At 55.6% G+C, this 21542-nt stretch carries 16 protein-coding genes, 3 tRNA genes and 1 other RNA gene; 10 read left to right on the top strand and 10 right to left on the bottom strand.

The window, feature by feature from the left end:
- The first annotated feature begins 109 nt into the window (after positions 1-109).
- On the top strand, positions 110-2494 hold the full coding sequence (ppsA, locus tag OJ965_RS12720) for a phosphoenolpyruvate synthase (RefSeq protein WP_154928116.1): 2385 nt from the start codon (positions 110-112) through the stop codon (positions 2492-2494).
- Positions 2495-2572: 78 nt separating this feature from the next.
- Here ppsA and rprA read toward each other — a convergent pair.
- Together rprA and ydiK are read right to left on the bottom strand one after the other, a co-directional pair.
- Positions 2573-2680: antisense sRNA RprA (rprA, locus tag OJ965_RS12715), an RNA gene on the bottom strand.
- A 292-nt stretch (positions 2681-2972) separates the two neighbouring features.
- Positions 2973-4091 (bottom strand): AI-2E family transporter YdiK, encoded by a 1119-nt coding sequence (gene ydiK / locus OJ965_RS12710; RefSeq protein ID WP_374043591.1) that lies wholly within the window; start codon positions 4089-4091, stop codon positions 2973-2975.
- Between the two features lie 204 nt (positions 4092-4295).
- Between ydiK and ydiJ the strand changes: the two genes are divergently transcribed.
- Positions 4296-7349, top strand: a complete 3054-nt coding sequence (ydiJ, locus tag OJ965_RS12705) for a D-2-hydroxyglutarate dehydrogenase YdiJ (RefSeq protein ID WP_265136108.1) — start codon at positions 4296-4298, stop codon at positions 7347-7349.
- Between the two features lie 33 nt (positions 7350-7382).
- On the opposite strand, the gene OJ965_RS12700 is transcribed toward ydiJ, so the two are convergent.
- Positions 7383-7787 carry a hypothetical protein gene (locus OJ965_RS12700; protein WP_009090506.1) on the bottom strand — a complete coding sequence of 135 codons (405 nt, stop codon included), beginning with the start codon at positions 7785-7787 and terminating at the stop codon, positions 7383-7385.
- Positions 7788-8175: 388 nt separating this feature from the next.
- Between OJ965_RS12700 and sufA the strand changes: the two genes are divergently transcribed.
- From sufA to OJ965_RS12665, 7 genes are read left to right on the top strand one after another with little or no spacing between them, the layout of a single operon-like run.
- Positions 8176-8550, top strand: coding sequence for a Fe-S cluster assembly scaffold SufA (gene sufA / locus OJ965_RS12695; protein ID WP_009090504.1), 375 nt, complete (start codon positions 8176-8178; stop codon positions 8548-8550).
- A gap of 7 nt (positions 8551-8557) precedes the next feature.
- Positions 8558-10051 (top strand): Fe-S cluster assembly protein SufB, encoded by a 1494-nt coding sequence (gene sufB, locus OJ965_RS12690; protein ID WP_046101730.1) that lies wholly within the window; start codon positions 8558-8560, stop codon positions 10049-10051.
- Positions 10052-10093: 42 nt separating this feature from the next.
- Positions 10094-10840 carry a Fe-S cluster assembly ATPase SufC gene (gene sufC / locus OJ965_RS12685; RefSeq protein WP_009090499.1) on the top strand — a complete coding sequence of 249 codons (747 nt, stop codon included), beginning with the start codon at positions 10094-10096 and terminating at the stop codon, positions 10838-10840.
- On the top strand, positions 10815-12095 hold the full coding sequence (gene sufD / locus OJ965_RS12680) for a Fe-S cluster assembly protein SufD (protein WP_046101731.1): 1281 nt from the start codon (positions 10815-10817) through the stop codon (positions 12093-12095). Before sufC ends, sufD begins: the two co-directional genes overlap by 26 nt.
- Positions 12095-13318 (top strand): cysteine desulfurase SufS, encoded by a 1224-nt coding sequence (gene sufS, locus OJ965_RS12675; RefSeq protein ID WP_265139275.1) that lies wholly within the window; start codon positions 12095-12097, stop codon positions 13316-13318. Before sufD ends, sufS begins: the two co-directional genes overlap by 1 nt.
- A 21-nt stretch (positions 13319-13339) precedes the next feature.
- Entirely contained in the window at positions 13340-13756 is a 417-nt protein-coding gene (gene sufE / locus OJ965_RS12670) for a cysteine desulfuration protein SufE (protein ID WP_009090494.1), read from the top strand.
- Positions 13757-13812: 56 nt separating this feature from the next.
- Positions 13813-14838, top strand: a complete 1026-nt coding sequence (locus OJ965_RS12665) for a L,D-transpeptidase family protein (protein ID WP_265136096.1) — start codon at positions 13813-13815, stop codon at positions 14836-14838.
- Positions 14839-14914: 76 nt separating this feature from the next.
- Here the strand turns inward: OJ965_RS12665 and OJ965_RS12660 are convergent, their stop codons facing one another.
- The 6 genes from OJ965_RS12660 to OJ965_RS12635 form a co-directional block, all read right to left on the bottom strand.
- Positions 14915-15151, bottom strand: coding sequence for a major outer membrane lipoprotein (locus tag OJ965_RS12660; RefSeq protein WP_009090492.1), 237 nt, complete (start codon positions 15149-15151; stop codon positions 14915-14917).
- A 303-nt stretch (positions 15152-15454) separates the two neighbouring features.
- Entirely contained in the window at positions 15455-16867 is a 1413-nt protein-coding gene (pykF, locus tag OJ965_RS12655) for a pyruvate kinase PykF (protein ID WP_009090491.1), read from the bottom strand.
- 351 nt (positions 16868-17218) lie between these two features.
- Positions 17219-17295: transfer RNA gene (locus OJ965_RS12650), tRNA-Val, on the bottom strand.
- 11 nt (positions 17296-17306) lie between these two features.
- A tRNA-Val gene (locus OJ965_RS12645) sits at positions 17307-17383 on the bottom strand.
- A gap of 3 nt (positions 17384-17386) precedes the next feature.
- Positions 17387-17463 (bottom strand) — tRNA-Val (locus tag OJ965_RS12640).
- Between the two features lie 153 nt (positions 17464-17616).
- Positions 17617-18990, bottom strand: coding sequence for an MATE family efflux transporter (locus tag OJ965_RS12635; RefSeq protein ID WP_046101733.1), 1374 nt, complete (start codon positions 18988-18990; stop codon positions 17617-17619).
- 208 nt (positions 18991-19198) lie between these two features.
- On the opposite strand from OJ965_RS12635, the gene OJ965_RS12630 reads away from it, so the two are divergent.
- Positions 19199-19858: a riboflavin synthase gene (locus OJ965_RS12630; RefSeq protein ID WP_009090489.1), complete on the top strand. Its 660-nt coding sequence runs from the start codon at positions 19199-19201 to the stop codon at positions 19856-19858.
- 228 nt (positions 19859-20086) lie between these two features.
- Here OJ965_RS12630 and cfa read toward each other — a convergent pair whose 3' ends face one another.
- Complete coding sequence (gene cfa / locus OJ965_RS12625) at positions 20087-21235, bottom strand: cyclopropane fatty acyl phospholipid synthase (protein WP_009090488.1); 1149 nt, start codon at positions 21233-21235, stop codon at positions 20087-20089.
- Positions 21236-21542: the final 307 nt, after the last annotated feature.

Below are 21542 nucleotides of genomic sequence, written 5' to 3'. Positions count from 1 at the left end.
GCTTCTGAAATTCTGCTTTAACGATTCAACAGATCGTGATTGCTTAAGTGATATGCCAGGCTGAGGACAGATGACTCCCTGTCCCCATTCATTAAAAAGGATACGCTTAATGGCCAGTAATGACGCACAGCCACTTGTGCTCTGGTATAACCAGCTTGGCATGCATGATGTTGATCGGGTGGGCGGCAAAAATGCCTCTCTGGGTGAAATGATCACGAATCTCTCGTCGCTGGGTGTCTCCGTGCCCAACGGATTTGCGACGACCTCATACGCCTTTAACCTCTTCCTGGATCAAAGCGGGCTGAACCAGCGTATCTATGCGCTGCTGGATGAAACCGACATTGATGATGTCGAAGCGCTGGCCAAAGCGGGTAAACAGATTCGTCAGTGGGTGGTTGAGACCCCCTTCCTGCCGGAACTGGAATCCGCCATTCTGGACGCCTACGAGCAGCTTTCTGCCGATGATCATGACGCCTCGTTTGCCGTCCGCTCCTCGGCAACCGCAGAGGATATGCCCGATGCCTCCTTTGCCGGTCAGCAAGAGACCTTTCTGAATGTGCAGGGTATTGACGCCGTCATGGTGGCGGTGAAGCACGTCTTCGCCTCACTGTTTAATGACCGTGCCATCTCCTACCGCGTCCACCAGGGCTACGATCATCGCGGTGTGGCGCTCTCTGCCGGCATTCAGCGCATGGTACGCTCGGATCTGGCCGCGTCTGGCGTGATGTTTACCATTGATACCGAATCCGGCTTTGATCAGGTGGTGTTTATCACGGCTGCACTGGGGCTGGGTGAAATGGTGGTGCAGGGTGCGGTTAACCCGGATGAGTTCTATGTCCACAAACCGACCCTGGCAGCCGATCGTCCCGCTATCGTGCGCCGCAACATGGGGTCGAAAAAGGTTCGCATGGTCTACGCCGACTCTCAGGCCCACGGTGAGCAGGTGCGGATTGAAGATGTGCCGGAGGCCGATCGCGATCGTTTCTGCCTGAACGATGAAGAGGTGCAGGCGCTGGCGAAGCAGGCCGTGCTGATCGAACAGCACTATCAGCGCCCGATGGATATTGAGTGGGCCAAAGATGGTCACACCGGCAAACTGTTTATCGTTCAGGCTCGTCCTGAAACCGTGCGTTCAAACGGTCAGGTGATGGAGCGCTACACCCTGCAGGCGCAGGGCAGCGTGGTAGTGGAAGGCCGTGCTATCGGTCATCGTATCGGCGCCGGTACGGTGAAGGTCATCCACGATATCAGCGAAATGAACCGGATTGAGAAAGGGGATGTGCTGGTGACCGACATGACCGACCCGGACTGGGAACCGATCATGAAGAAGGCATCCGCTATCGTCACTAACCGGGGCGGACGAACCTGCCATGCGGCGATCATCGCGCGTGAGCTGGGCATTCCGGCCGTGGTGGGCTGTGGTGACGCCACCGATCGGCTGAAAGAGGGGCACAATGTTACCGTCTCCTGCGCCGAAGGCGATACCGGCTATGTCTATGATGACCTGCTGGACTTCGATATCACCAGCTCTCAGGTTGACTCACTGCCTGAACTGCCGCTGAAAATCATGATGAACGTGGGCAATCCCGACCGTGCCTTCGATTTTGCCTGTCTGCCGAATGAAGGTGTCGGCCTGGCGCGGCTGGAGTTCATCATCAACCGCATGATTGGCGTGCATCCGAAAGCGCTGCTGGAGTTCGACCAGCAGACCCCGGAACTGCAGCAGCAGATTCGTAAAATGACCAAAGGATTTGATAATCCGGTGGAGTTCTACATCGCCCGCCTGACCGAGGGAATTGCTACCCTTGGCGCGGCATTCGCACCGAAACGCGTAATTGTCCGACTTTCCGACTTTAAAACTAACGAATATGCCAACCTTGTGGGCGGCGAACGCTATGAGCCGGAAGAGGAAAACCCGATGCTCGGTTTCCGGGGCGCAGGTCGCTATGTGGCCGATAGCTTCCGGGACTGCTTTGCGCTGGAGTGTGAAGCGGTAAAACGTGTCCGCAATGAGATGGGCCTGACCAACGTCGAAATCATGGTTCCGTTCGTGCGCACGGTGGACCAGGCGCAGGCGGTGGTGGAGGAGCTGGCGCGTCAGGGGCTGAAGCGCGGTGAGAACGGGCTGAAGATCATCATGATGTGCGAGATCCCATCGAATGCCCTGCTGGCGGAGCAGTTCCTGGCGCACTTTGATGGCTTCTCTATCGGCTCTAACGACATGACGCAGCTGACGCTGGGACTGGATCGCGACTCAGGCGTGGTTTCTGCGTTGTTTGATGAGCGAAACGAGGCGGTGAAGGCACTGCTGTCGATGGCGATCAGGGCCGCGAAAAAGCAGGGGAAATATGTGGGCATCTGCGGTCAGGGACCGTCCGATCACCAGGATTTCGCCGCCTGGCTGATGGAAGAGGGCATTGACAGTCTGTCGCTCAACCCGGACACCGTCGTGGAAACCTGGGTGAGTCTGGCGCAGTTAAAGAAAACGGCCTGACGGTCTCACCGCTGCTGTTGTCAAATCTTCAGGCCCGCATTGCGGGCCTTTTTCTTTTTATTGCTGGTCAGATTCAGGCAAAAAAAAAGCCCATCACAGGGGATGGGCAAAGACTACACACAGCAATTCTTTACTCTACTCAGGGGAATAAGGTTGTTTAGAAATCAGTAAGTTGATTTCGAACATAGGAAACATGTTATTCATATGGCTGGCTGGCGTCTTTAAGAATCCTCTTATTAGTTTAAAGCCGATAATCTTTTGCCCCCTAAACTCCCCCATTTGGCTTAAGAAACAGTGCAGAAAATAATCTTTTTTAGCCGAAAAAGGTCTGTTTTGGGCCGGAAATGGCTTTTTTCTTAAAAATCGCTAATGGAAAGGGAAATTTATCCGATCCGCAGGGGGGTGTGCGGTTAATCATCATTAACCGCACTAATCAATCGTTAAACAGGCCGTCGGGAGAACCTGTTACCGTTCCGTATCACACAGCGGGCGGGGTGCCATCGTGATCGGCAAGGGCTTCCGCCACCGCCTGCGGATCGTTATCCGGGGCCGGCGCTTCATGCACCCAGACGGAAACGAGACGATAAGAGACCGCCAGCACCACCGGTCCGATAAAAAGACCAATCATGCCAAACGCAAACAGACCACCAATAACACCAGAGAGGATCAGGATCATCGGCAGATCGGCACCCATACGAATTAACATCGGACGCAGGACGTTGTCCATCGTGCCCACCACACAGCTCCAGACCAGCAGCACGGTTCCCCAGGTGGTGTCGCCGCTCCAGTAGAGATAGATGATGGCCGGAACCAGCACCAGCAGCGGGCCGAGCTGGACCAGACAGCAGAGGATCATCAGCACTGTTAAGAGCGTGGCGTAGGGAATACCGGAGATAGCCAGACCGATACCGCCGAGTACGCCCTGTACCAGCGCCGTGACTACCACGCCCAGCGCCACGGCACGAATGGACTGCGCCGCCAGAAGCACGGCGGCATCCCCACGGCGTCCGGCCATACGAAAGGCAAAGTGGCGAATGCCCTGAGCGGCCTGCTCACCGCGCCAGTAAAGCAGCACGCTGAAAAGTAACATCACGCCCAGATGGATCATAAAGCGTCCGAAATGACCGGCCTGAGCGACAAAAAAGCCGGTGGTGCGCCCGATATAGGGCTGTATCTTGGCCATGATCCCGGCCCCGCCGCTCGCCACCAGGGTGTCATAACTGACATAAAGCTTTTTGCCGACCATCGGGATATCTTTGAGCCACACCAGCTTCGGCATCGTGTGCCCCTGCGTGACCCACGAAATGACCGGTGCGCTGTTATCAATCAGGCTGCTGACCAGCAGGGCGATAGGGATGATAAACAGCAGCAAAAGCAGCAGGGTCATCACGATCACAGCCAGCGAACGGCGTCCCCACAGCAGTCGCTGAAATTTCAGCATCAGCGGCCAGGTAGCAATGACCACCATGCTGGCCCAGGCGAAGCCCAGAATAAACGGCTGCACCACCCACAGGCAGGCGACAATCAGCAGCAGAATGAACATCAGGGTAAAGAGAATCTGCGGTAAATCCATATCCCGGTACTGGCTTTTCATCATTGACTCATAACCTCGTCTTAATCCTTCATTTTCCGGCATAGCGATGCCGGTTTTCATCATGATCTATTTACTGAGGATTAAACAGCGTTACCGAGAAAGGTTTTGGCTTTTCTGAAAAAACGGCAGACGCAGAAAAAATATGTTAAAACGGGAAATCGCTAACGCATAAACGCAAACGTTTACAACACCTTCGGTCAGACAATCATGATCCCACAGATTTCGCAGGCACCGGGCCTCGTTCAACTGGTGCTGACGTTCCTTGAGTCGCTGAAAGAGCAGGGTTTTACCGGCGACATGGCAACCAGCTATGCCGATCGTCTCTCACTCTCCACCGATAACAGCATCTATCAGTTGCTGCCTGACGCGGCGCTGTTTCCGCGCTCCACCGCGGATGTGGCGCTGCTCGCCCGCGTGGCGGGAGAGGCCCGCTTCGCCAGCCTGGTGTTTACACCGCGCGGCGGCGGCACCGGTACAAACGGGCAGTCGCTGAATCAGGGGATTGTGGTCGACATGTCGCGCTATATGAACCGCATTCTGGAGATCAATACGGAAGAGCGGTGGGTGCGGGTGGAAGCGGGCGTGATCAAAGATCAGCTCAATGCCTGGCTGAAGCCTTTCGGCTTTTTCTTCTCCCCGGAGTTGTCCACCAGTAACCGGGCGACGCTGGGCGGTATGATCAACACCGATGCTTCGGGGCAGGGATCGCTGGTGTATGGCAAGACCTCGGATCATGTGCTGGGCCTGCGCGCCGTGCTGCTGGGCGGCGATATCCTGGATACGCGGCCGATGGCCACCGCGCTGGCGGAAACGCTGGCGCAGACGGCAACACCCGAAGGGCGGCTCTATCAGCAGGTTCTGACCCGCTGCCGTGAACACCGGGCGCTGATTCTGGAAAAGTTTCCAAAGCTGAATCGGTTCCTGACCGGTTATGACCTGCGCCATGTCTTCAGCGATGACATGCAGACCTTTAACATGACGCGGCTACTCTGTGGCGCGGAAGGTACGCTGGCGTTTGTCACCGAAGCCCGGCTTGATATCACACCGCTGCCAAAAGTGCGGCGGCTGGTAAACATCAAATATGACTCCTTTGACTCTGCGCTGCGCAATGCACCCTTTATGGTAGAAGCCCAGGCGCTGTCGGTTGAAACCGTGGACTCTAAGGTGCTCAATCTGGCCCGTGAAGATATCGTCTGGCACTCGGTGCGTGAACTGATCGCCGATGTGCCCGATAAAGAGATGCAGGGGCTGAACATCGTTGAGTTCGCCGGTGACAACGCCGCACTGATCGACCAGCAGATTGAACGGCTCAGTGCCCGCCTCGATGCGCTGATGGCGCAGCAGCAGGGCGGTGTGATTGGCTATCAGTTCTGTAACGACCTGGAGGGCATCGAACGCATCTATAACATGCGTAAAAAGGCCGTCGGACTGCTGGGCAACGCCAAAGGGCGGGCAAAACCGATCCCCTTTGTGGAAGACACGGCCGTGCCGCCCGAGAAGCTGGCGGATTACATTGTCGAGTTTCGCGCGCTGCTCGACAGCCACGGTCTGAGTTACGGCATGTTCGGACACGTTGATGCGGGCGTGCTGCACGTCCGTCCGGCGCTGGATATGTGCGATCCGCAGCAGGAGATGATGATGAAACAGATCTCCGACGAAGTGGTGGCACTGACCGCGCGCTACGGTGGCCTGCTGTGGGGAGAGCATGGTAAAGGGTTCCGTGCGCAGTACAGTCCGGCCTTCTTTGGCGAAACGCTGTTTAACGAACTGCGCCGCATCAAAGCGGCCTTCGATCCGCTTAACCGTCTTAATCCGGGCAAGATCTGTACCCCCTTCAACCGTCATGACGAGATGATGCAGGTTGATGCGGTCAAGCGTGGCACCTGGGATCGGCAGATTCCGTTAACGGTGCGGGATGAGTGGCGTGGCGCGATGGAGTGTAATGGCAACGGGTTATGTTTTAACTTCGATGCCCGCAGCCCGATGTGTCCGTCCATGAAGATCACCCGCAACCGTATTCATTCGCCCAAAGGACGGGCGAGCCTGACGCGGGAGTGGCTGCGGCTGCTGGCCGGGCAGGGCGTCGATCCGCTGATGCTGGAGAAGCAGCTGCCGGAAAGCCGTCTGTCGCTGCGCGCCCTGATCGCCCGTACCCGCAACAGCTGGCACGCCAGCAAAGGGGAGTATGACTTCTCGCATGAGGTCAAAGAGGCGATGTCAGGCTGTCTGGCCTGCAAAGCCTGCTCCACCCAGTGTCCGATCAAAATCGACGTGCCTGCGTTCCGCTCACGCTTCCTGCAGCTCTACCACACCCGCTATCTGCGTCCGGCGAGCGACCATCTGGTGGCAGCGGTTGAGAGCTATGCGCCGCTGATGGCGAAGGCACCCAAAGTGTTTAACTTCTTCCTGCGCCAGCCGTGGCTGAAAGAGCTGAGCAAAACGCATATCGGCATGGTCGACCTGCCTCTGCTCTCTGCGCCCAATCTGAAGCAGCAGCTCAGCGGACATCCGGCGATGAACATGACGCTGGAGCAGCTGGAAGCGCTGACCGCCGCGGAGCGTGAGCGTTGTGTGCTGGTGGTTCAGGACCCCTTTACCAGCTTCTATGAGGCGCAGCTGGTCAGTGACTTCGTCCGGCTGATTGAGAAGCTGGGCTATCGTCCGGTTCTGCTGCCATTCTCACCCAATGGTAAAGCGCAGCACGTTAAAGGCTTCCTGCAGCGCTTTGCCCGAACCGCAGCCCGGACGGCCGACTTCCTCAACCGGGTGGCAAAACTGGGCCTGCCGATGGTCGGGGTCGACCCGGCCACCGTGCTCTGCTATCGCGATGAGTATCGTCAGACGCTGGGCGACGCACGCGGCGACTTTGCTGTGTTGCTGGTGCATGAATGGCTGCAGCGGGCGCTGGCAGAGCGTGACGTACAGGCCACGGGCGGCGAGTCATGGTATCTGTTTGCGCACTGTACCGAGGTGACTGCGCTGCCCTCAGCCCCCGGTCAGTGGCAGGATATCTTCGCCCGGTTTGGTGCGAAACTGGAGAATATCAACGTCGGCTGCTGCGGCATGGCCGGAACTTACGGCCATGAGAGTAAAAATCTGGAGAACTCGCTGGGGATCTATGCGCTCTCATGGCATCCGCAGCTTCAGCGGCTGCCGCGTCAGCGCTGTCTGGCGACCGGCTACTCCTGCCGCAGTCAGGTCAAACGGGTGGAAGGCAACGGCATGCGTCATCCGCTTCAGGCTTTGTTAGCATTAATGTAAAAAAATTGTGCGCGACGTCACGGCATGGCTGGATTAGAATATCCAGCCTGCGTGACGTACGAAGTCGCTTTGCAGCGCGGAGGCTTTGTTCCACTCGCCGACGAGAGCCAGTTGATGGCAGAGGCGGGTCAGGGAGAGGCGCGCCAGCTGGTAAGCCTGAATACGGAACAGGCGGTCGCGTTCGCTGTTTCCCATCTCCTGAACCAGGCGATGATGCAGTTTTCCCATCGCATGCAGGTAACTCTGGTCGTCACCATTCAACTGGCAGATCTCTGCCATATCCTGACAGGCATCGTTGAACTGACGCAGCTGATGTATCGTGCAGTCGGCCCGATCAAGCTTTGCCTGCGCCATGTAAAAGTCGACGGTGATATCGCGGATGCTGAACTGGTATTCATCGATTTTGTGCTGGAGCCAGGCTGAGACAGAGAGCGTCATGAAACCATCCTGAATGTGAATGATAATAATTATCATATTCAACTATTCAGGGATTGCAATGTGCAGGCAGAAAAATTTAACGATTTATCCTGCCTGTCGGTATAATCGGAAATAACAATCTGTTTACATCGCAGAAAGGTGTAACCTATCAATAAGCCTTTTTATCAAAAAGGGTTATTTTAAAATGATTGATTTATTAATAGGTTATCACTGGCTTATTAAGGCTGACGTTCTCACCACACAGTGAGCTGAAGAGGCTATGCTTAATTATTAAGCAAATAAAACAGCACAAGATGATTATCCCTGCAAAACAAGAGGTTGAAGTGATCGGTGAGATCACTACCATAGGGGGATAGCCTGAAAAGGTCCGGACTCAAGAGGTATCAATATGGCATCCGTTAATACAGACTCTTTCTCACCTGACGATTTCGTCTGGAAAGGGCTGACGCTGACTGAAACCGCAGCGCAACAAATTCTCAATCTGGCGGCTCAGGACCCTGATGTCAAGGGTCTGCGACTCAGCGTAAAACAATCCGGCTGCGCCGGGTTCGGCTACGTTATGGATTTGGTGAAAGAGCCTGTCGAAGACGATCTGCAGTTTTCATTCTACGGCGCAACGCTGTTTGTGCCGCTTCAGGCGATGCCATTCGTTGATGGCACCGAGCTGGACTATGTTCGCGAAGGCCTGAATCAGATTTTTAAATTCAATAACCCTAAAGCTCAGCACGCCTGCGGGTGCGGTGAGAGCTTTGGCGTCGAGTAAGTGAAATATGTCACGACACAGCGAAACATCTGACGATGTACAAATCTGGGAAGGCAAGCTCAACTACAAAGAGGGCTTCTTTACCCAACTGCAAACCGAAGAATTTGCCAACGGCATCAACGAAGATGTCGTGCGCGCGATTTCGGCCAAGCGTAACGAGCCAGAGTGGATGCTGGAGTTTCGTCTTAAAGCGTTTCATGCCTGGCTTGAAATGGAAGAGCCTCACTGGCTGAAAGCGCACTACGAGAAGCTCGACTATCAGGATTACAGCTACTACTCCGCGCCCTCATGCGGCAGCTGTGACGATAGCTGCGCGTCGGAGCCGGGTGCCACTCAGGCCTCAGGCAGCGCGCCCGCCAGTGAATATCTGACGCAGGAAGTGGAAAACGCCTTTAATCAGCTGGGTGTGCCGGTCCGCGAAGGCCGCGAAGTGGCGGTTGACGCGATTTTCGACTCCGTTTCAGTCGCCACCACCTATCGCGGCAAGCTGGCGGAGCAGGGCATCATCTTCTGCTCTTTTGGCGAAGCGATTCAGGAACACCCTGAGCTGGTGAAGCAGTATCTGGGCACCGTCGTGCCGGCGAATGACAACTTCTTTGCCGCGCTGAACTCCGCGGTCGCCTCAGACGGCACCTTTGTCTATATCCCGAAAGGGGTGCGCTGCCCGATGGAGCTGTCGACCTATTTCCGCATCAACGCCGCGAAAACCGGTCAGTTCGAGCGCACCATCCTGATTGCCGACGAAGACAGCTATGTCAGCTACATCGAAGGCTGCTCAGCCCCGGTGCGTGACAGCTATCAGCTGCATGCGGCCGTGGTGGAAGTGATCATCCACAAAAACGCCGAAGTGAAATACTCCACGGTTCAGAACTGGTTCCCTGGCGGTGAAGGCGAGGGCGGTATCCTCAACTTCGTGACCAAGCGTGCGCTGTGTGAAGGTGACCACAGCAAGATGTCCTGGACACAGTCAGAAACCGGCTCTGCGATCACCTGGAAATACCCGAGCTGCATTCTGCGCGGGGACTACTCGGTGGGTGAGTTCTACTCCGTGGCGCTGACCAGCGGTCGTCAGCAGGCCGATACCGGCACCAAGATGATCCACATTGGTAAAAACACCAAATCGACCATCATCTCTAAAGGGATTTCGGCCGGTAAAAGTCAGAACACCTATCGCGGTCTGGTGAAAATCATGCCAACCGCCACCAACGCGCGTAACTTTACGCAGTGTGACTCGATGCTGATCGGCCCGGATTGCGGCGCCCATACCTTCCCGTATGTGGAGACCCGCAATAACACCGCTCAGCTGGAGCACGAAGCCACGACATCACGCATCGGCGAAGATCAGATGTTCTACTGTCTGCAACGCGGTATCAGTGAAGAAGATGCCATCTCGATGATCGTGAACGGCTTCTGTAAAGACGTATTCTCCGAGCTGCCACTAGAATTTGCCGTGGAAGCCCAGAAATTGTTAGCCATCAGCCTTGAGCACAGTGTGGGCTGATGCCGTCACACGCCTTGCCGGAAGCAACGTGAAGGAATAAGTATGTTAAGCATTAAAGATTTGCAGGTCAGTGTTGAAGATAAAGCCATTCTGCGTGGCCTGAATCTCGAAATTAAACCAGGCGAAGTGCATGCCATCATGGGCCCGAACGGCTCAGGTAAAAGTACGCTGTCAGCCACGCTGGCAGGCCGCGAAGATTATGAAGTGACCGGCGGTTCGGTGAGCTTCAACGGTAAAGATCTGCTGGAGCTGGCACCGGAAGAGCGCGCTGGTGAAGGTATCTTTATGGCGTTCCAGTATCCGGTCGAAATCCCCGGCGTCAGCAATCAGTTTTTCCTGCAGACGTCGGTAAACGCGGTGCGCAAATACCGTCAGCAGGAAGAGCTGGATCGCTTTGATTTCCAGGACTTCATCGAAGAGAAAATTCAGCTGCTGAAGATGCCGGAAGATCTGCTGACCCGTTCCGTTAACGTCGGCTTCTCCGGCGGCGAGAAGAAGCGTAACGACATCCTGCAGATGGCGGCGCTGGAGCCTGAGCTCTGCATCCTCGATGAAACCGACTCCGGTCTGGACATTGATGCGCTGAAAATCGTTGCCAATGGTGTGAACAGCCTGCGTGACGAAAAGCGTGCCTTTATCATCGTGACCCACTACCAGCGTATTCTGGACTACATCAAGCCAGACTTCGTTCATGTTCTGTATCAGGGCAAAATCGTGAAATCTGGCGACTTCTCGCTGGTGAAACAGCTGGAGGAGCAAGGTTATGGCTGGCTTACCGACGAAGAGTGATTCTGCGCTGCAACAGTGGCATCACCTGTTTGAGTCGCGCGGCGACGTGCGTTCTCTGCAGGCTCAGCAGCACTGGCAGCAACTGATGCGCGTTGGCCTGCCAACCCGCAAGCATGAAAACTGGAAATACACCCCGCTGGACACGCTGCTGTCACAGCAGTTTGTGTTGCCTGACGCACCTCAGACTCTGAGCGCTGAACAGGTTGATGCGCTGGCGCTGCCGCTGGATGCCATCCGCCTGGTCTTCGTTGACGGTCAGTTCCAGGCGGCGCTGAGCAGCCGCGACACCGAGCTGTTTGAGATTCAGCACAGCGTGGCCGCCGAGCGTCGTCCGCTGCCCGCTGCCGTTCAGCCGGAAGTGTTTCTGCATCTGACCGAAAGCCTGGCAGAAGAGGTGACCACCCTGCGTCTGGCACGCGGTAAATCTGCAGCGCGCCCGGTCTACCTGCTGCATATCACCAGCGGTCAGCAGACGGGCATGAACACTGTTCATTATCGTCATCACCTGCAGCTGGAAGAGAGCGCCGAAGCGGAAGTGATTGAGCACTACGTTTCACTCAACGATCAGGCCCATTTCACCGGTTCGCGCTTTACCTGTGCGATCGGAGATAATGCAAAGCTGACCCACACCAAACTGGCGTTTGAAAGCAGCAACAGCTATCACTTTGCGCACAACGATCTGGTGGTGGGTAACGATGCGCAGGTCAGCAGTACCAGCTTCCTGCTGGGTGCCGGTCTGTCGCGCCACAATACCAGCACGCAGCTGAACGGCGAGAACAGTACGCTGGCGATTAACAGCCTGGTGTTGCCGGTGAAACAGGAAGTCGCGGATACCCGTACTTACCTGGAGCACAATAAAGGCCACTGCGTCAGCCGTCAGATGCATAAAACCATCGTGCGTGACAAAGGCCGTGCGGTGTTTAACGGTCACATCAAAGTGGCACAGCATGCACTGAAGACAGACGGGCAGATGACCAACAACAACCTGTTGCTGGGCAAGCTGGCAGAGGTCGATACCAAGCCGCAGCTGGAAATCTATGCGGATGACGTTAAGTGCAGCCACGGCGCCACCATCGGCCGTATCGATGACGAGCAGATGTTCTATCTGCGTTCGCGCGGTATTGAGCAGGATGCTGCGCAGACCATGATTATCCACGCCTTTGCGGCAGAACTGACCGAAACACTGGAAAATCCGGTGATGCGTCAGGCCGTACTGCAGCGTATCGCGCAACGTTTTCCCGGAGGCGACGTATGATGAACTTCGATCTCGACCGCATCAGGGCTGATTTTCCTATCCTGAAGCGAGAGGTCAACGGTCATCCGCTGGCCTACCTTGACAGCGCCGCCAGCGCACAACGTCCCCTCTCGGTGATCAATGCCGAGAGTCATTTTTACCAACACGGCTATGCGGCCGTGCATCGCGGCATCCATACGCTGAGCCAGCAGGCAACCAGTGATATGGAGAACGTGCGCGATCAGGCCGCCCGTTTCCTGAACGCCTCGTCGCAGGAAGAGATTGTTTTCGTCAAAGGAACCACCGAAGGCATCAATCTGGTGGCCAACAGCTGGGGCAGCAGTCAGCTCCGGTCTGGCGATAACCTGATCATTACTGAGATGGAACATCACGCCAATATCGTTCCATGGCAGATGCTGGCTGAGCGCACCGGAGCCGAAGTGCGTGTGCTGCCGTTGAATGACAACGGTGAGCTGGCGCTTGAGCAGCTGGCGGGGCTGATTGACAGCCGCACGCGCCTGCTGGCCGTGACGCATGTTTCAAACGTGCTCGGCACGGTTAACCCGGTCAAAGCGATCGTGGCGCAGGCCAAAGCCGCGGGTGTTGTTACTCTGGTGGATGGTGCGCAGGCGGTAATGCATGACAAAGTTGACGTGCAGGATACCGGCTGTGATTTCTATGTTTTCTCCAGCCATAAACTCTACGGCCCGAACGGCGTGGGTATCCTTTATGGACGCAAAGCGTTGCTGGACCAGATGCCACCCTGGGAGGGCGGCGGTTCGATGATTGACCGCGTCATGCTGCCGACGGGCACCACCTGGAACAGCGCGCCGTGGCGTTTTGAAGCCGGCACCCCTAATACCGGCGGCATTATCGGCTTTGGTGCGGCACTGGCCTACGTGCAGGCGCTGGGACTCGATACTATTCATGCGCGTGAAACGGCGCTCATGAACTATGCCCTGGATAAGCTGGGCACCGTCCCGGACATCCGCATCTATGGCCCGCAGTCGCGCGCCGGTGTTATCGCCTTCAATCTCGGTAAGCACCACGCTTACGATGTCGGCAGCTTCCTGGATCAGTATGGTATTGCCATCCGCACCGGCCATCACTGCGCCATGCCGCTGATGCAGCACTACAACGTGCCTGCGATGTGCCGCGCCTCCTTCACCTTCTACAACAGTGAAGAAGAGGTGGATCGTCTGGCTGCGGGTCTGACGCGCATTCATCGTCTGCTGGGCGGCTGAACAGTTTTAACGGAGTGACTGATGGCGAATTTGCCTGAAAAAGAGAAACTGGTGCGTAACTTTAACCGTTGCGCCAACTGGGAAGAGAAGTACCTGTACATCATTGAACTGGGTTCGAAACTTCCGGAATCCTCTGAAACCCTGCACCAGCCGGAAAACGTCATCTCGGGATGCCAGAGCCAGGTGTGGATCAGAATGACGCCGCAGGCCGATGGCACCATCGCCTTCGAAGGTGACAGCGATGCCGCTATCGTTAAGGGCCTGATTGCTATCGTAATTAGTCTCTATCAGAACCTGCCACCTGCCGAGATTCTGGCGCTGGATGTCCGCCACTGGTTTGGCGAACTGGCCCTGATGCAGCACCTGACGCCCACCCGGTCGCAGGGGCTGGAGGCGATGATTCGGTCTATTCGCCATACCGCTCAGAACCTCAGCTAAGCTACACTCGACAGACGCCATCCGGCGTCTGTTTTTTTATCTGACGAGAAAATTGCATGAAACCAGCTTTACGTTTAGCCGGTGCATTGCTGCTGACCTGTTTTGGGCTCTCTGCACCCGCATTCGCCACGGAATATCCGCTGCCGCCACCTGACAGTCGCCTGATTGGCGAAAACGTCCTGACTCAGGTTCCCGATAACAAACAGCCGCTGGAAGCGATTGCGGCCCGCTACCAGGTTGGTCTGCTGGGGATGCTGGAGGCGAATCCCGGCACCGATCCCTGGCTGCCAAAGGCGGGCACGCAACTGACGATACCGCTACAGATGATCCTGCCCGATACACCACGCGAAGACATTGTGGTGAATCTTGCCGAGCTGCGTCTCTACTACTATCCCAAAGGCGAAAATAAAGTCATCGTCTATCCCATCGGCATTGGCCAGTTAGGGGCAGCCACTCCCGTGATGGTCACCCGTATCAGCCAGAAGATCCCTAATCCTACCTGGACGCCAACCCCGAACATCCGCAAACGCTACGCGAAAGAGGGGGTCACGCTGCCCGCCGTGGTGCCTGCGGGACCGGATAACCCGATGGGGCAGTTTGCCATGCGTCTGGCGCGCGGCACGGGCCAGTATCTGATCCACGGCACCAATGCGAAGTTTGGCATCGGCATGCGCGTCAGCTCCGGCTGCATCCGTCTGCGTTCCGAAGATATCGAAGCGTTGTTTAACGCCGTTCCAGAGGGGACACGGGTGCAGATTATCAATCAGCCGGTGAAGTACGCCATCGAGCCGGATGGTAAACGCTACGTTGAAGTGCACCAGCCGCTGTCACGCAGTGACAAAGATGATCCGCAGACGCAGACCATTGCGCTCAGCGACGGACTCAGGCAGTTTATGAAAAGTGAGAAGAGTGACCGGGCGCTGATTAAAGCCAGCATCGCACGACGCTCAGGCATGCCTGTACTGGTCAGCAGTGGTGAACCGGTAGAGAGTGATACCGTGCTGCCCGAAGGGCTGGAAAGTGCCGCGGTGCCGGCAGAGAGTGCGGCAGCAGGGAAGGAGATAAAGAACGTTAAACCCTGACAGAAAGGTGCCGGATAGAGCCTGGCATGGGCAAAAAAAATGGCGCCATAAAGGCGCCATTTTTAAACCAGAACTCTTACTTACGGTAAGAGTGAGCCTGGTTGTCCAGACGCTGGTTAGCGCGTGCTGCGTCATCTTTAGCAGCCTGAACGTCTGAACGCACTGCGTTCACGTCGTTGCTCAGCTGGTCAACTTTCGCGTTCAGAGTCTGAACGTCTGAAGACAGCTGGTCGATTTTAGCGTTGCTTGAGCAACCAGCCAGCAGAGTTGAAGCCAGAACTACCGCGCCCAGTACCAGTTTAGTACGATTCATTATTTATACCCTCTAGATTGAGTTAATCTCCATGTAGCAATACAAGTATTACACAAAGCTTTTTAAGTTGAGAATAAATTTTTGATGAGAAGATGCTTAAATTTGATCGTTCGCTCAAAGAAGCAGCGAATCCCAGAATATGATAAAAAAATTTAGCGAAAACAGAGAGATTTAATCGGATTAACCTTAATATTAAGAGTATTTGAATAGTTATTTTCGATTGGAATTTTCTGGTATTTGGTTTAAGAGGAAATAAAAAAAGCGCCTCTTAAAGGCGCTTCTAAATAACCGCTGACGCAGGTTTTACAGGACGTGTACGGACGCGGTGTTGGTAGTTCCGCTTGGTACTAATGCACCGGAAACCAGCACTACGACATCCCCTTTCTGAGCGTAGCCGCTTTCCAGCGCCGCTTCTTTACCCAGACGATAGAAATCATCGGTCGACGCGATCTCAGACACCAGGCGTGTCTCAATGCCCTTACTCAGGATCAGCTGGCGTGCAGTGGTCTGATTGGTGGTCAGGGCCAGGATGGTGGCGTTCGGGAAGTATTTACGCACCGCTTTAGCCGATTTGCCGCCTTCGGTCGCCACCACAATCAGTGGCGCTTCCAGCTTCTCAGCGGTCTCAACCGCACCGCGGCAGACGGCTTCGGTGATACGCAGCTTACGGGTATCGTTCTGGCTGTCGATGCGCGATTTCATCACGCGGTCGGTACGCTCACAGATGGTCGCCATGATGGTGACCGACTCCAGCGGATAGCGACCTTTGGCGCTCTCACCTGACAGCATGACCGCATCGGTGCCATCCAGGATGGCGTTCGCCACGTCGCCGGCTTCTGCGCGGGTAGGGCGTGGGTTTTTGATCATGGAGTCGAGCATCTGGGTCGCCGTGATGACCACTTTACGCGCTTTATTACATTTCTTGATCATCATCTTCTGCGCGAAGATCACTTCTTCAACCGGGATCTCAACACCCAGATCGCCACGCGCAACCATGATGCCGTCTGACGCTTCGAGAATTTCGTCGAAGTTGTTCAGGCCTTCCTGGTTTTCGATTTTGGAGATGATCTGGATGTGCTCACCGCCGTGCTGTTTCAGGTGCTCACGAATCTCCAGCACGTCTGAACGCTTACGGATGAACGAAGCCGCGACAAAGTCCACACCCTGCTCACAGCCAAAAATCAGATCGCGTTTGTCTTTTTCAGCCAGCGCAGGCAGCTGGATTGAGACGCCTGGCAGGTTAACGCCTTTGTTCTCACCCAGGTCGCCGTTGTTCAGTACTTTACAGACTACGGTGTTTTCGGTGACTTCGGTCACTTCCATCCCAATCAGGCCATCATCGACCAGCACGGTGTTGCCGATCTTCAGGTCAGCCGTGAAGCCCGGGTAGGTGACGGCAACGCGCTCGCTGTTGCCGATCACGCTCTGATCGGTGGTGAAGGTAAAGGTCTGGCCCGCTTTCAGCGCCGCGTCGTTACCGCCTTCCAGTTTCATGGTGCGGATTTCAGGGCCTTTGGTGTCCAGCAGGATAGCGGCCTGACGACCGGTTTTCTGCATCACGGCGCGCATATTGGTAATGCGCTGGCCGTGCTCAGCGTAGTCGCCGTGAGAAAAGTTCAGACGCATAACATTCATGCCAGCTTCAAGCAGCTGAGTCAGCATCTCTTCGGATTCGGTTTTCGGGCCGATAGTACAAACGATTTTAGTCTTTTTCATGACGGATTATCTGTAAGTTGTGATGGATGAATAAGGGCGGAATCCGATGGCAGCGCATCGAAGTGAAATTTCTGATTTGAGACTGAAACTGAAAAGGGCAGTACTGAATAAGAATAGGTGACGAAGGCCAGGCGTGCAGGGAAGTTGTGCGGCTACGGTTGGTAACCACCACGCTGTTGTTGCGCAAATCATTTGAGTTATCGCAGTAAGCACGTGATCGCTGAAACCTTTCAAGTAAACAACGGGGGACAGTATAGACGCTAAGTATGCGAAAACCAATCAAAAAGCAGAAGAGGGACGCGATGCAGATCAATATAAAGGGAGTTGCGCAAGCTGAAGGAATTCTGAAAGTGGTGCGCTCTAATGGACTCGAACCATCGACCCCCACCATGTCAAGGTGGTGCTCTAACCAACTGAGCTAAGAGCGCATACTGAATATTGGTGCGTCCGAGTGGACTCGAACCACCGACCCCCACCATGTCAAGGTGGTGCTCTAACCAACTGAGCTACGGACGCACTTGGTGCGCTCTAATGGACTCGAACCATCGACCCCCACCATGTCAAGGTGGTGCTCTAACCAACTGAGCTAAGAGCGCAACATGCTGTCAGGGCGACAGCGGGGACGAATATTAACGGCAGCGTGTGAGGCTGGCAAGGGGAAAATCGTTTTTTCACTGTGACTGCGCAGCAACTGTGCTAACCGTCGTTTTTTTCGGCGCTGCGGGCCATAAATGGCCCGCTTTTGTGGATTATCGCGCCGCGCGGGCGAGGATAATGGCCGCCGGTGAACGCTGTAAGCGTCTGATGCGCCAGATCATCATCACCGCTGCCGAGGTGAGGCCGATAATGAAACCGCACCAGAAGCCCGCAGGTCCCATACGCGGCACCAGCCAGTCGGTCAGTGCCAGCAGATACCCGGCAGGCAGACCGAGCAGCCAGTAGGCAATAAAGGTGATGAAGAAAATGGATCGCGTATCTTTATAGCCGCGCAGAATGCCGCTGCCGATCACCTGAATCGAATCGGAGAACTGATAAATCGCCGCCAGCAGCATCAGCTGTGCGGCCAGCGTCACCACCTCAGGATTGTCGTTGTAGAGCAGGGCGATCTGGTGACGGAACGTCACGGTAAAAATCGCGGTCAGCGCCGCCATGCTGATGCCGACACCCTGCGCCGTCCACGCGGCGACCCGGGCCTGCTCGGTGGAGCCCTGACCCAGGCGGTAGCCGACGCGGATAGTGGTCGCGACACCCAGCGACAGCGGTAACACGAACATCAGTGAACTGAAATTGAGCGCGATCTGGTGGCCGGCGACATTGACGATGCCCAGCGGCGACACCAGCAGCGCCACCACGGCAAACAGGGTGACCTCAAAAAAGAGCGCCAGCGCCACCGGCAATCCCAGCGCCATCAGGCGGGTGAGAATGACACGCGAAGGCGGCGACCAGCGGCTCTCCATGCGGATATCACGCATCGAACCCATCCGGCGCACCCAGAAGCGCATGCAGATAAACATTACCCAGTAGACCGAAGCGGTTGCCACACCACAACCCACCCCGCCCAGTGCCGGCATCCCGAAGTGACCATAAATAAAGACATAGTTGAGCGGGATGTTAAACATCAGGCCGAGAAAGCCCAGCACCATACCCGGCTTAGTTTTCGACAATCCCTCACACTGGTTGCGCAGCACCTGGAAGAAGAGGTAGCCGGGTGCGCCGAACAGCAGGGCATGCAGATAGCCTTCTGCCTTCAGGGCCAGCCGGGGATCGATATCGTGCATTGCGCGGATGAGGTAACCCGCGTGCCACAGCAGCACCATAATCAGCAGGGAGACAAAAAAGGCGAGCCAGTATGCCTGGCGAATCTGTTCACCGATGCGTTCGCGGCGACCTGAACCGTTGAGTTGCGCAACGGTGGGCGTCAATGCAAGCAGGAGACCATGACCAAACAGGATGGCCGGAAGCCAGACAGAGGTGCCGACAGCAACGGCGGCCATATCCGTGGCGCTGACGGCGCCGGCCATAATGGTATCCACAAATCCCATTGCGGTCTGGGCCACCTGAGCAAGGATGACCGGAATCGCAAGGGCCAGCAATTGACGCGCTTCTGTTAAATACTTCTGCACGTTAACACCTGACGAGTTATAGGAAAGAAAAGGGGCAAAAAGCCCGGGGAATTTCGTGAGTTAGTGTAACTGGCGTAACCCCATTCGCCAATCTTTGTCACACAATGCGGTTTGCACTGACTCAACGCCGTGGCAGGGGCTGAAATCTAACAGCGGGCCTGAGCTGTGGTAAACTGGCACAAACGTCGGATTTTCAGAGGCAAAGAATATGTTTACCGGAATTGTGCAGGGCATGGCAGAGATCGTGTCCATCGAAGAGAAAGAGCTGTTTCGTACCCATACTGTCCGGCTGCCGGAAGAACTCCTGCCGGGTCTGGCGCTGGGCGCATCCGTCGCGCATAACGGCTGCTGCTTAACCGTGACGGCAATCGACGGCGATCGCGTCAGCTTTGATCTGATTAAAGAGACGCTGCGGGTGACGAACCTCGGCGATTTGCGTGAGGGCGACGTGGTCAATATCGAGCGGGCAGCAAAATTCAGCGATGAAATCGGCGGGCATCTGATGTCGGGTCACATTATGACCACGGCTGAGATCTGCAAAATTATCCAGTCAGAACATAACCGCGAAGTCTGGTTTAAAATCCAGGACCCGGCGCAGATGAAATATATTCTGCATAAAGGGTTCGTCGGTATCGACGGCATCAGCCTGACGGTCGGGGATGTGACCAGAACGAAGTTCTGCGTCTATCTGATCCCGGAAACGCTGGAACGCACCACGCTGGGGGCGAAGACCTTTGGACAGCGGGTCAATATTGAGATCGATCCACATACTCAGGCGATCGTCGAGACCGTGGAGCGCGTGCTCGCCCAGCGTGATGCCGCGGCAGCCATGAGCGCGCTGACCGGACAACCTGCCGCAGAGAGTTAATATCAGGCGTGACAGCGCCTGTTGAACCGCTGACCCGATTCGCTGTGAGATTGCACCTGCGCAGGAAACAGGGTCAGATCGGAAAGACGCAAAAGCCGTCATCCCTGACACGCTCGACACGCGCCCTCCCTGGCGCGTGACGCTTTCCTCTTCTGACCCTGTTCCCTGTGCCTTTAACTTCTCCGTTGCGGTTAACGCGGGTCTGACTTCGGCAGGCCTTCGAATCCTCTACCGCGCCACGCGCAATCCCCCCTCTACGCCACGACTGAAGACGATCTGCCACAGCTGAATATCGCGCGCGCGAAACGCACCGGCACAGGCGTTGAGATAGTAGGCGAACATACGCTTAAAGCGATCGCCATAACTCTCAGCCAGCTGAGGCCAGGCCTGCAAAAAGCGTTCATGCCATGCCATCAGCGTCCTGTCGTAATCTGCGCCAAAGTTGTGCCAGTCCTCCAGAATAAAATGGGGCTCGCTGGCATCGGCCACCTGACGCACCGAAGGCAGGCAGCCGTTCGGGAAAATATACTTATCGATCCAGGGGTCAACGCGCATATCGGTTTTAATCGCGCCGATGGTGTGAAGCAGGAAAATCCCGTCAGGCTTAAGATTACGATCGACCACGTCGAAATAGGTCGCGTAGTTTTTAGGCCCGACATGCTCAAACATACCGACCGACACCACGCGGTCAAACTGCTCGTTCAGATCGCGATAGTCCTGCAGCAGAATCGTCACATCCAGCCCTTCACAGCGCTGCTGCGCCAGCTTCTGCTGCTCGGCCGAGATAGTCACGCCATGCACGCTGACGCCATAATGACGTGCGGCAAATTCCGCCAGTCCGCCCCAGCCGCAGCCGATATCCAGCAGCGACATCCCGGGTTCCAGCGCTAATTTACGACAAATCATATCCAGCTTGGCTTCCTGCGCCGACGCCAGCGTCGTGGCCTCTTTCCAGTAGCCACAGGAGTACTGCATGTAAGGGTCAAGCATCAGTGAAAAAAGATCGTTGCCGAGATCGTAGTGCTCTTTGCCCACGATCCAGGCCCGCTTGCGGGACTGCAGGTTGGTTAAGCGGGCGGCGGCGATGCGCAGGGTATCTTTGAAATGGTGCGGGAGCTGCTGATCCAGTTTATGTTTAAGCACCTGGTGGAAGAACATATCCAGACGGTCGCAGTCCCACCACCCCTCCATATAGCTTTCGCCCAGCCCCAGCGATCCCTCCTGCAGAACACGCTTAAAAAAACCGGGATGATGAATGCGGATATCCCATGGACGTGAGCCATTTATTTCGATGTCCGCTTTTTCCAGCAGTTCGTGAACGATGCGATACCAATGATTATCTTCAGGAGTCACTGCTTCTGCGTAAGATGAACTCATAGCTTTTCCACCACCTGTCCAATCTGAACCTGAACAAAGAATAGCCAATTCGTCAGGCATTGAGAAACGTCACGGAGGATTCCGCAAACCGATTATCTGTAAGATACAGAGGACTGGAACAGGCTGAAGCAGGGCCGGTAAGAGGGAATAACGCGTGCGAATACCGTCCCGGCAACAGCGTGCCAATCAGATTATTACGTTATTATATTGTTGATTTATTACAGATTTGTTGACCCGGATGAGTATATTCTCACGCGGGTCAATATTCAATGACTTATTGTTAGGGCGCTAACTAAAAAGTTAGCGT

Origin of the sequence: Pantoea anthophila, from assembly GCF_026104315.1 — a bacterium.
In the GTDB taxonomy this organism is placed as follows: domain Bacteria; phylum Pseudomonadota; class Gammaproteobacteria; order Enterobacterales; family Enterobacteriaceae; genus Pantoea; species Pantoea anthophila.
Note: the sequence above shows the minus strand (reverse complement) of the source record. Positions and strands in the feature narration are given on the sequence as shown.

Excerpts from the sequence above, each read along its gene's own strand:
- cfa (WP_009090488.1), bottom strand. The coding sequence starts at position 21,235 with ATGAGTTCATCTTACGCAGAAGCAGTGACTCCTGAAGATAATCATTGG.
- ydiJ (WP_265136108.1), top strand. The coding sequence starts at position 4,296 with ATGATCCCACAGATTTCGCAGGCACCGGGCCTCGTTCAACTGGTGCTG.
- sufA (WP_009090504.1), top strand. The coding sequence starts at position 8,176 with ATGGCATCCGTTAATACAGACTCTTTCTCACCTGACGATTTCGTCTGG.
- OJ965_RS12665 (WP_265136096.1), top strand. The coding sequence starts at position 13,813 with ATGAAACCAGCTTTACGTTTAGCCGGTGCATTGCTGCTGACCTGTTTT.
- ydiK (WP_374043591.1), bottom strand. The coding sequence starts at position 4,091 with ATGATGAAAAGCCAGTACCGGGATATGGATTTACCGCAGATTCTCTTT.
- sufC (WP_009090499.1), top strand. The coding sequence starts at position 10,094 with ATGTTAAGCATTAAAGATTTGCAGGTCAGTGTTGAAGATAAAGCCATT.
- OJ965_RS12630 (WP_009090489.1), top strand. The coding sequence starts at position 19,199 with ATGTTTACCGGAATTGTGCAGGGCATGGCAGAGATCGTGTCCATCGAA.
- pykF (WP_009090491.1), bottom strand. The coding sequence starts at position 16,867 with ATGAAAAAGACTAAAATCGTTTGTACTATCGGCCCGAAAACCGAATCC.
- ppsA (WP_154928116.1), top strand. The coding sequence starts at position 110 with ATGGCCAGTAATGACGCACAGCCACTTGTGCTCTGGTATAACCAGCTT.
- sufS (WP_265139275.1), top strand. The coding sequence starts at position 12,095 with ATGAACTTCGATCTCGACCGCATCAGGGCTGATTTTCCTATCCTGAAG.
- sufD (WP_046101731.1), top strand. The coding sequence starts at position 10,815 with ATGGCTGGCTTACCGACGAAGAGTGATTCTGCGCTGCAACAGTGGCAT.
- sufE (WP_009090494.1), top strand. The coding sequence starts at position 13,340 with ATGGCGAATTTGCCTGAAAAAGAGAAACTGGTGCGTAACTTTAACCGT.
- OJ965_RS12700 (WP_009090506.1), bottom strand. The coding sequence starts at position 7,787 with ATGACGCTCTCTGTCTCAGCCTGGCTCCAGCACAAAATCGATGAATAC.
- sufB (WP_046101730.1), top strand. The coding sequence starts at position 8,558 with ATGTCACGACACAGCGAAACATCTGACGATGTACAAATCTGGGAAGGC.
- OJ965_RS12660 (WP_009090492.1), bottom strand. The coding sequence starts at position 15,151 with ATGAATCGTACTAAACTGGTACTGGGCGCGGTAGTTCTGGCTTCAACT.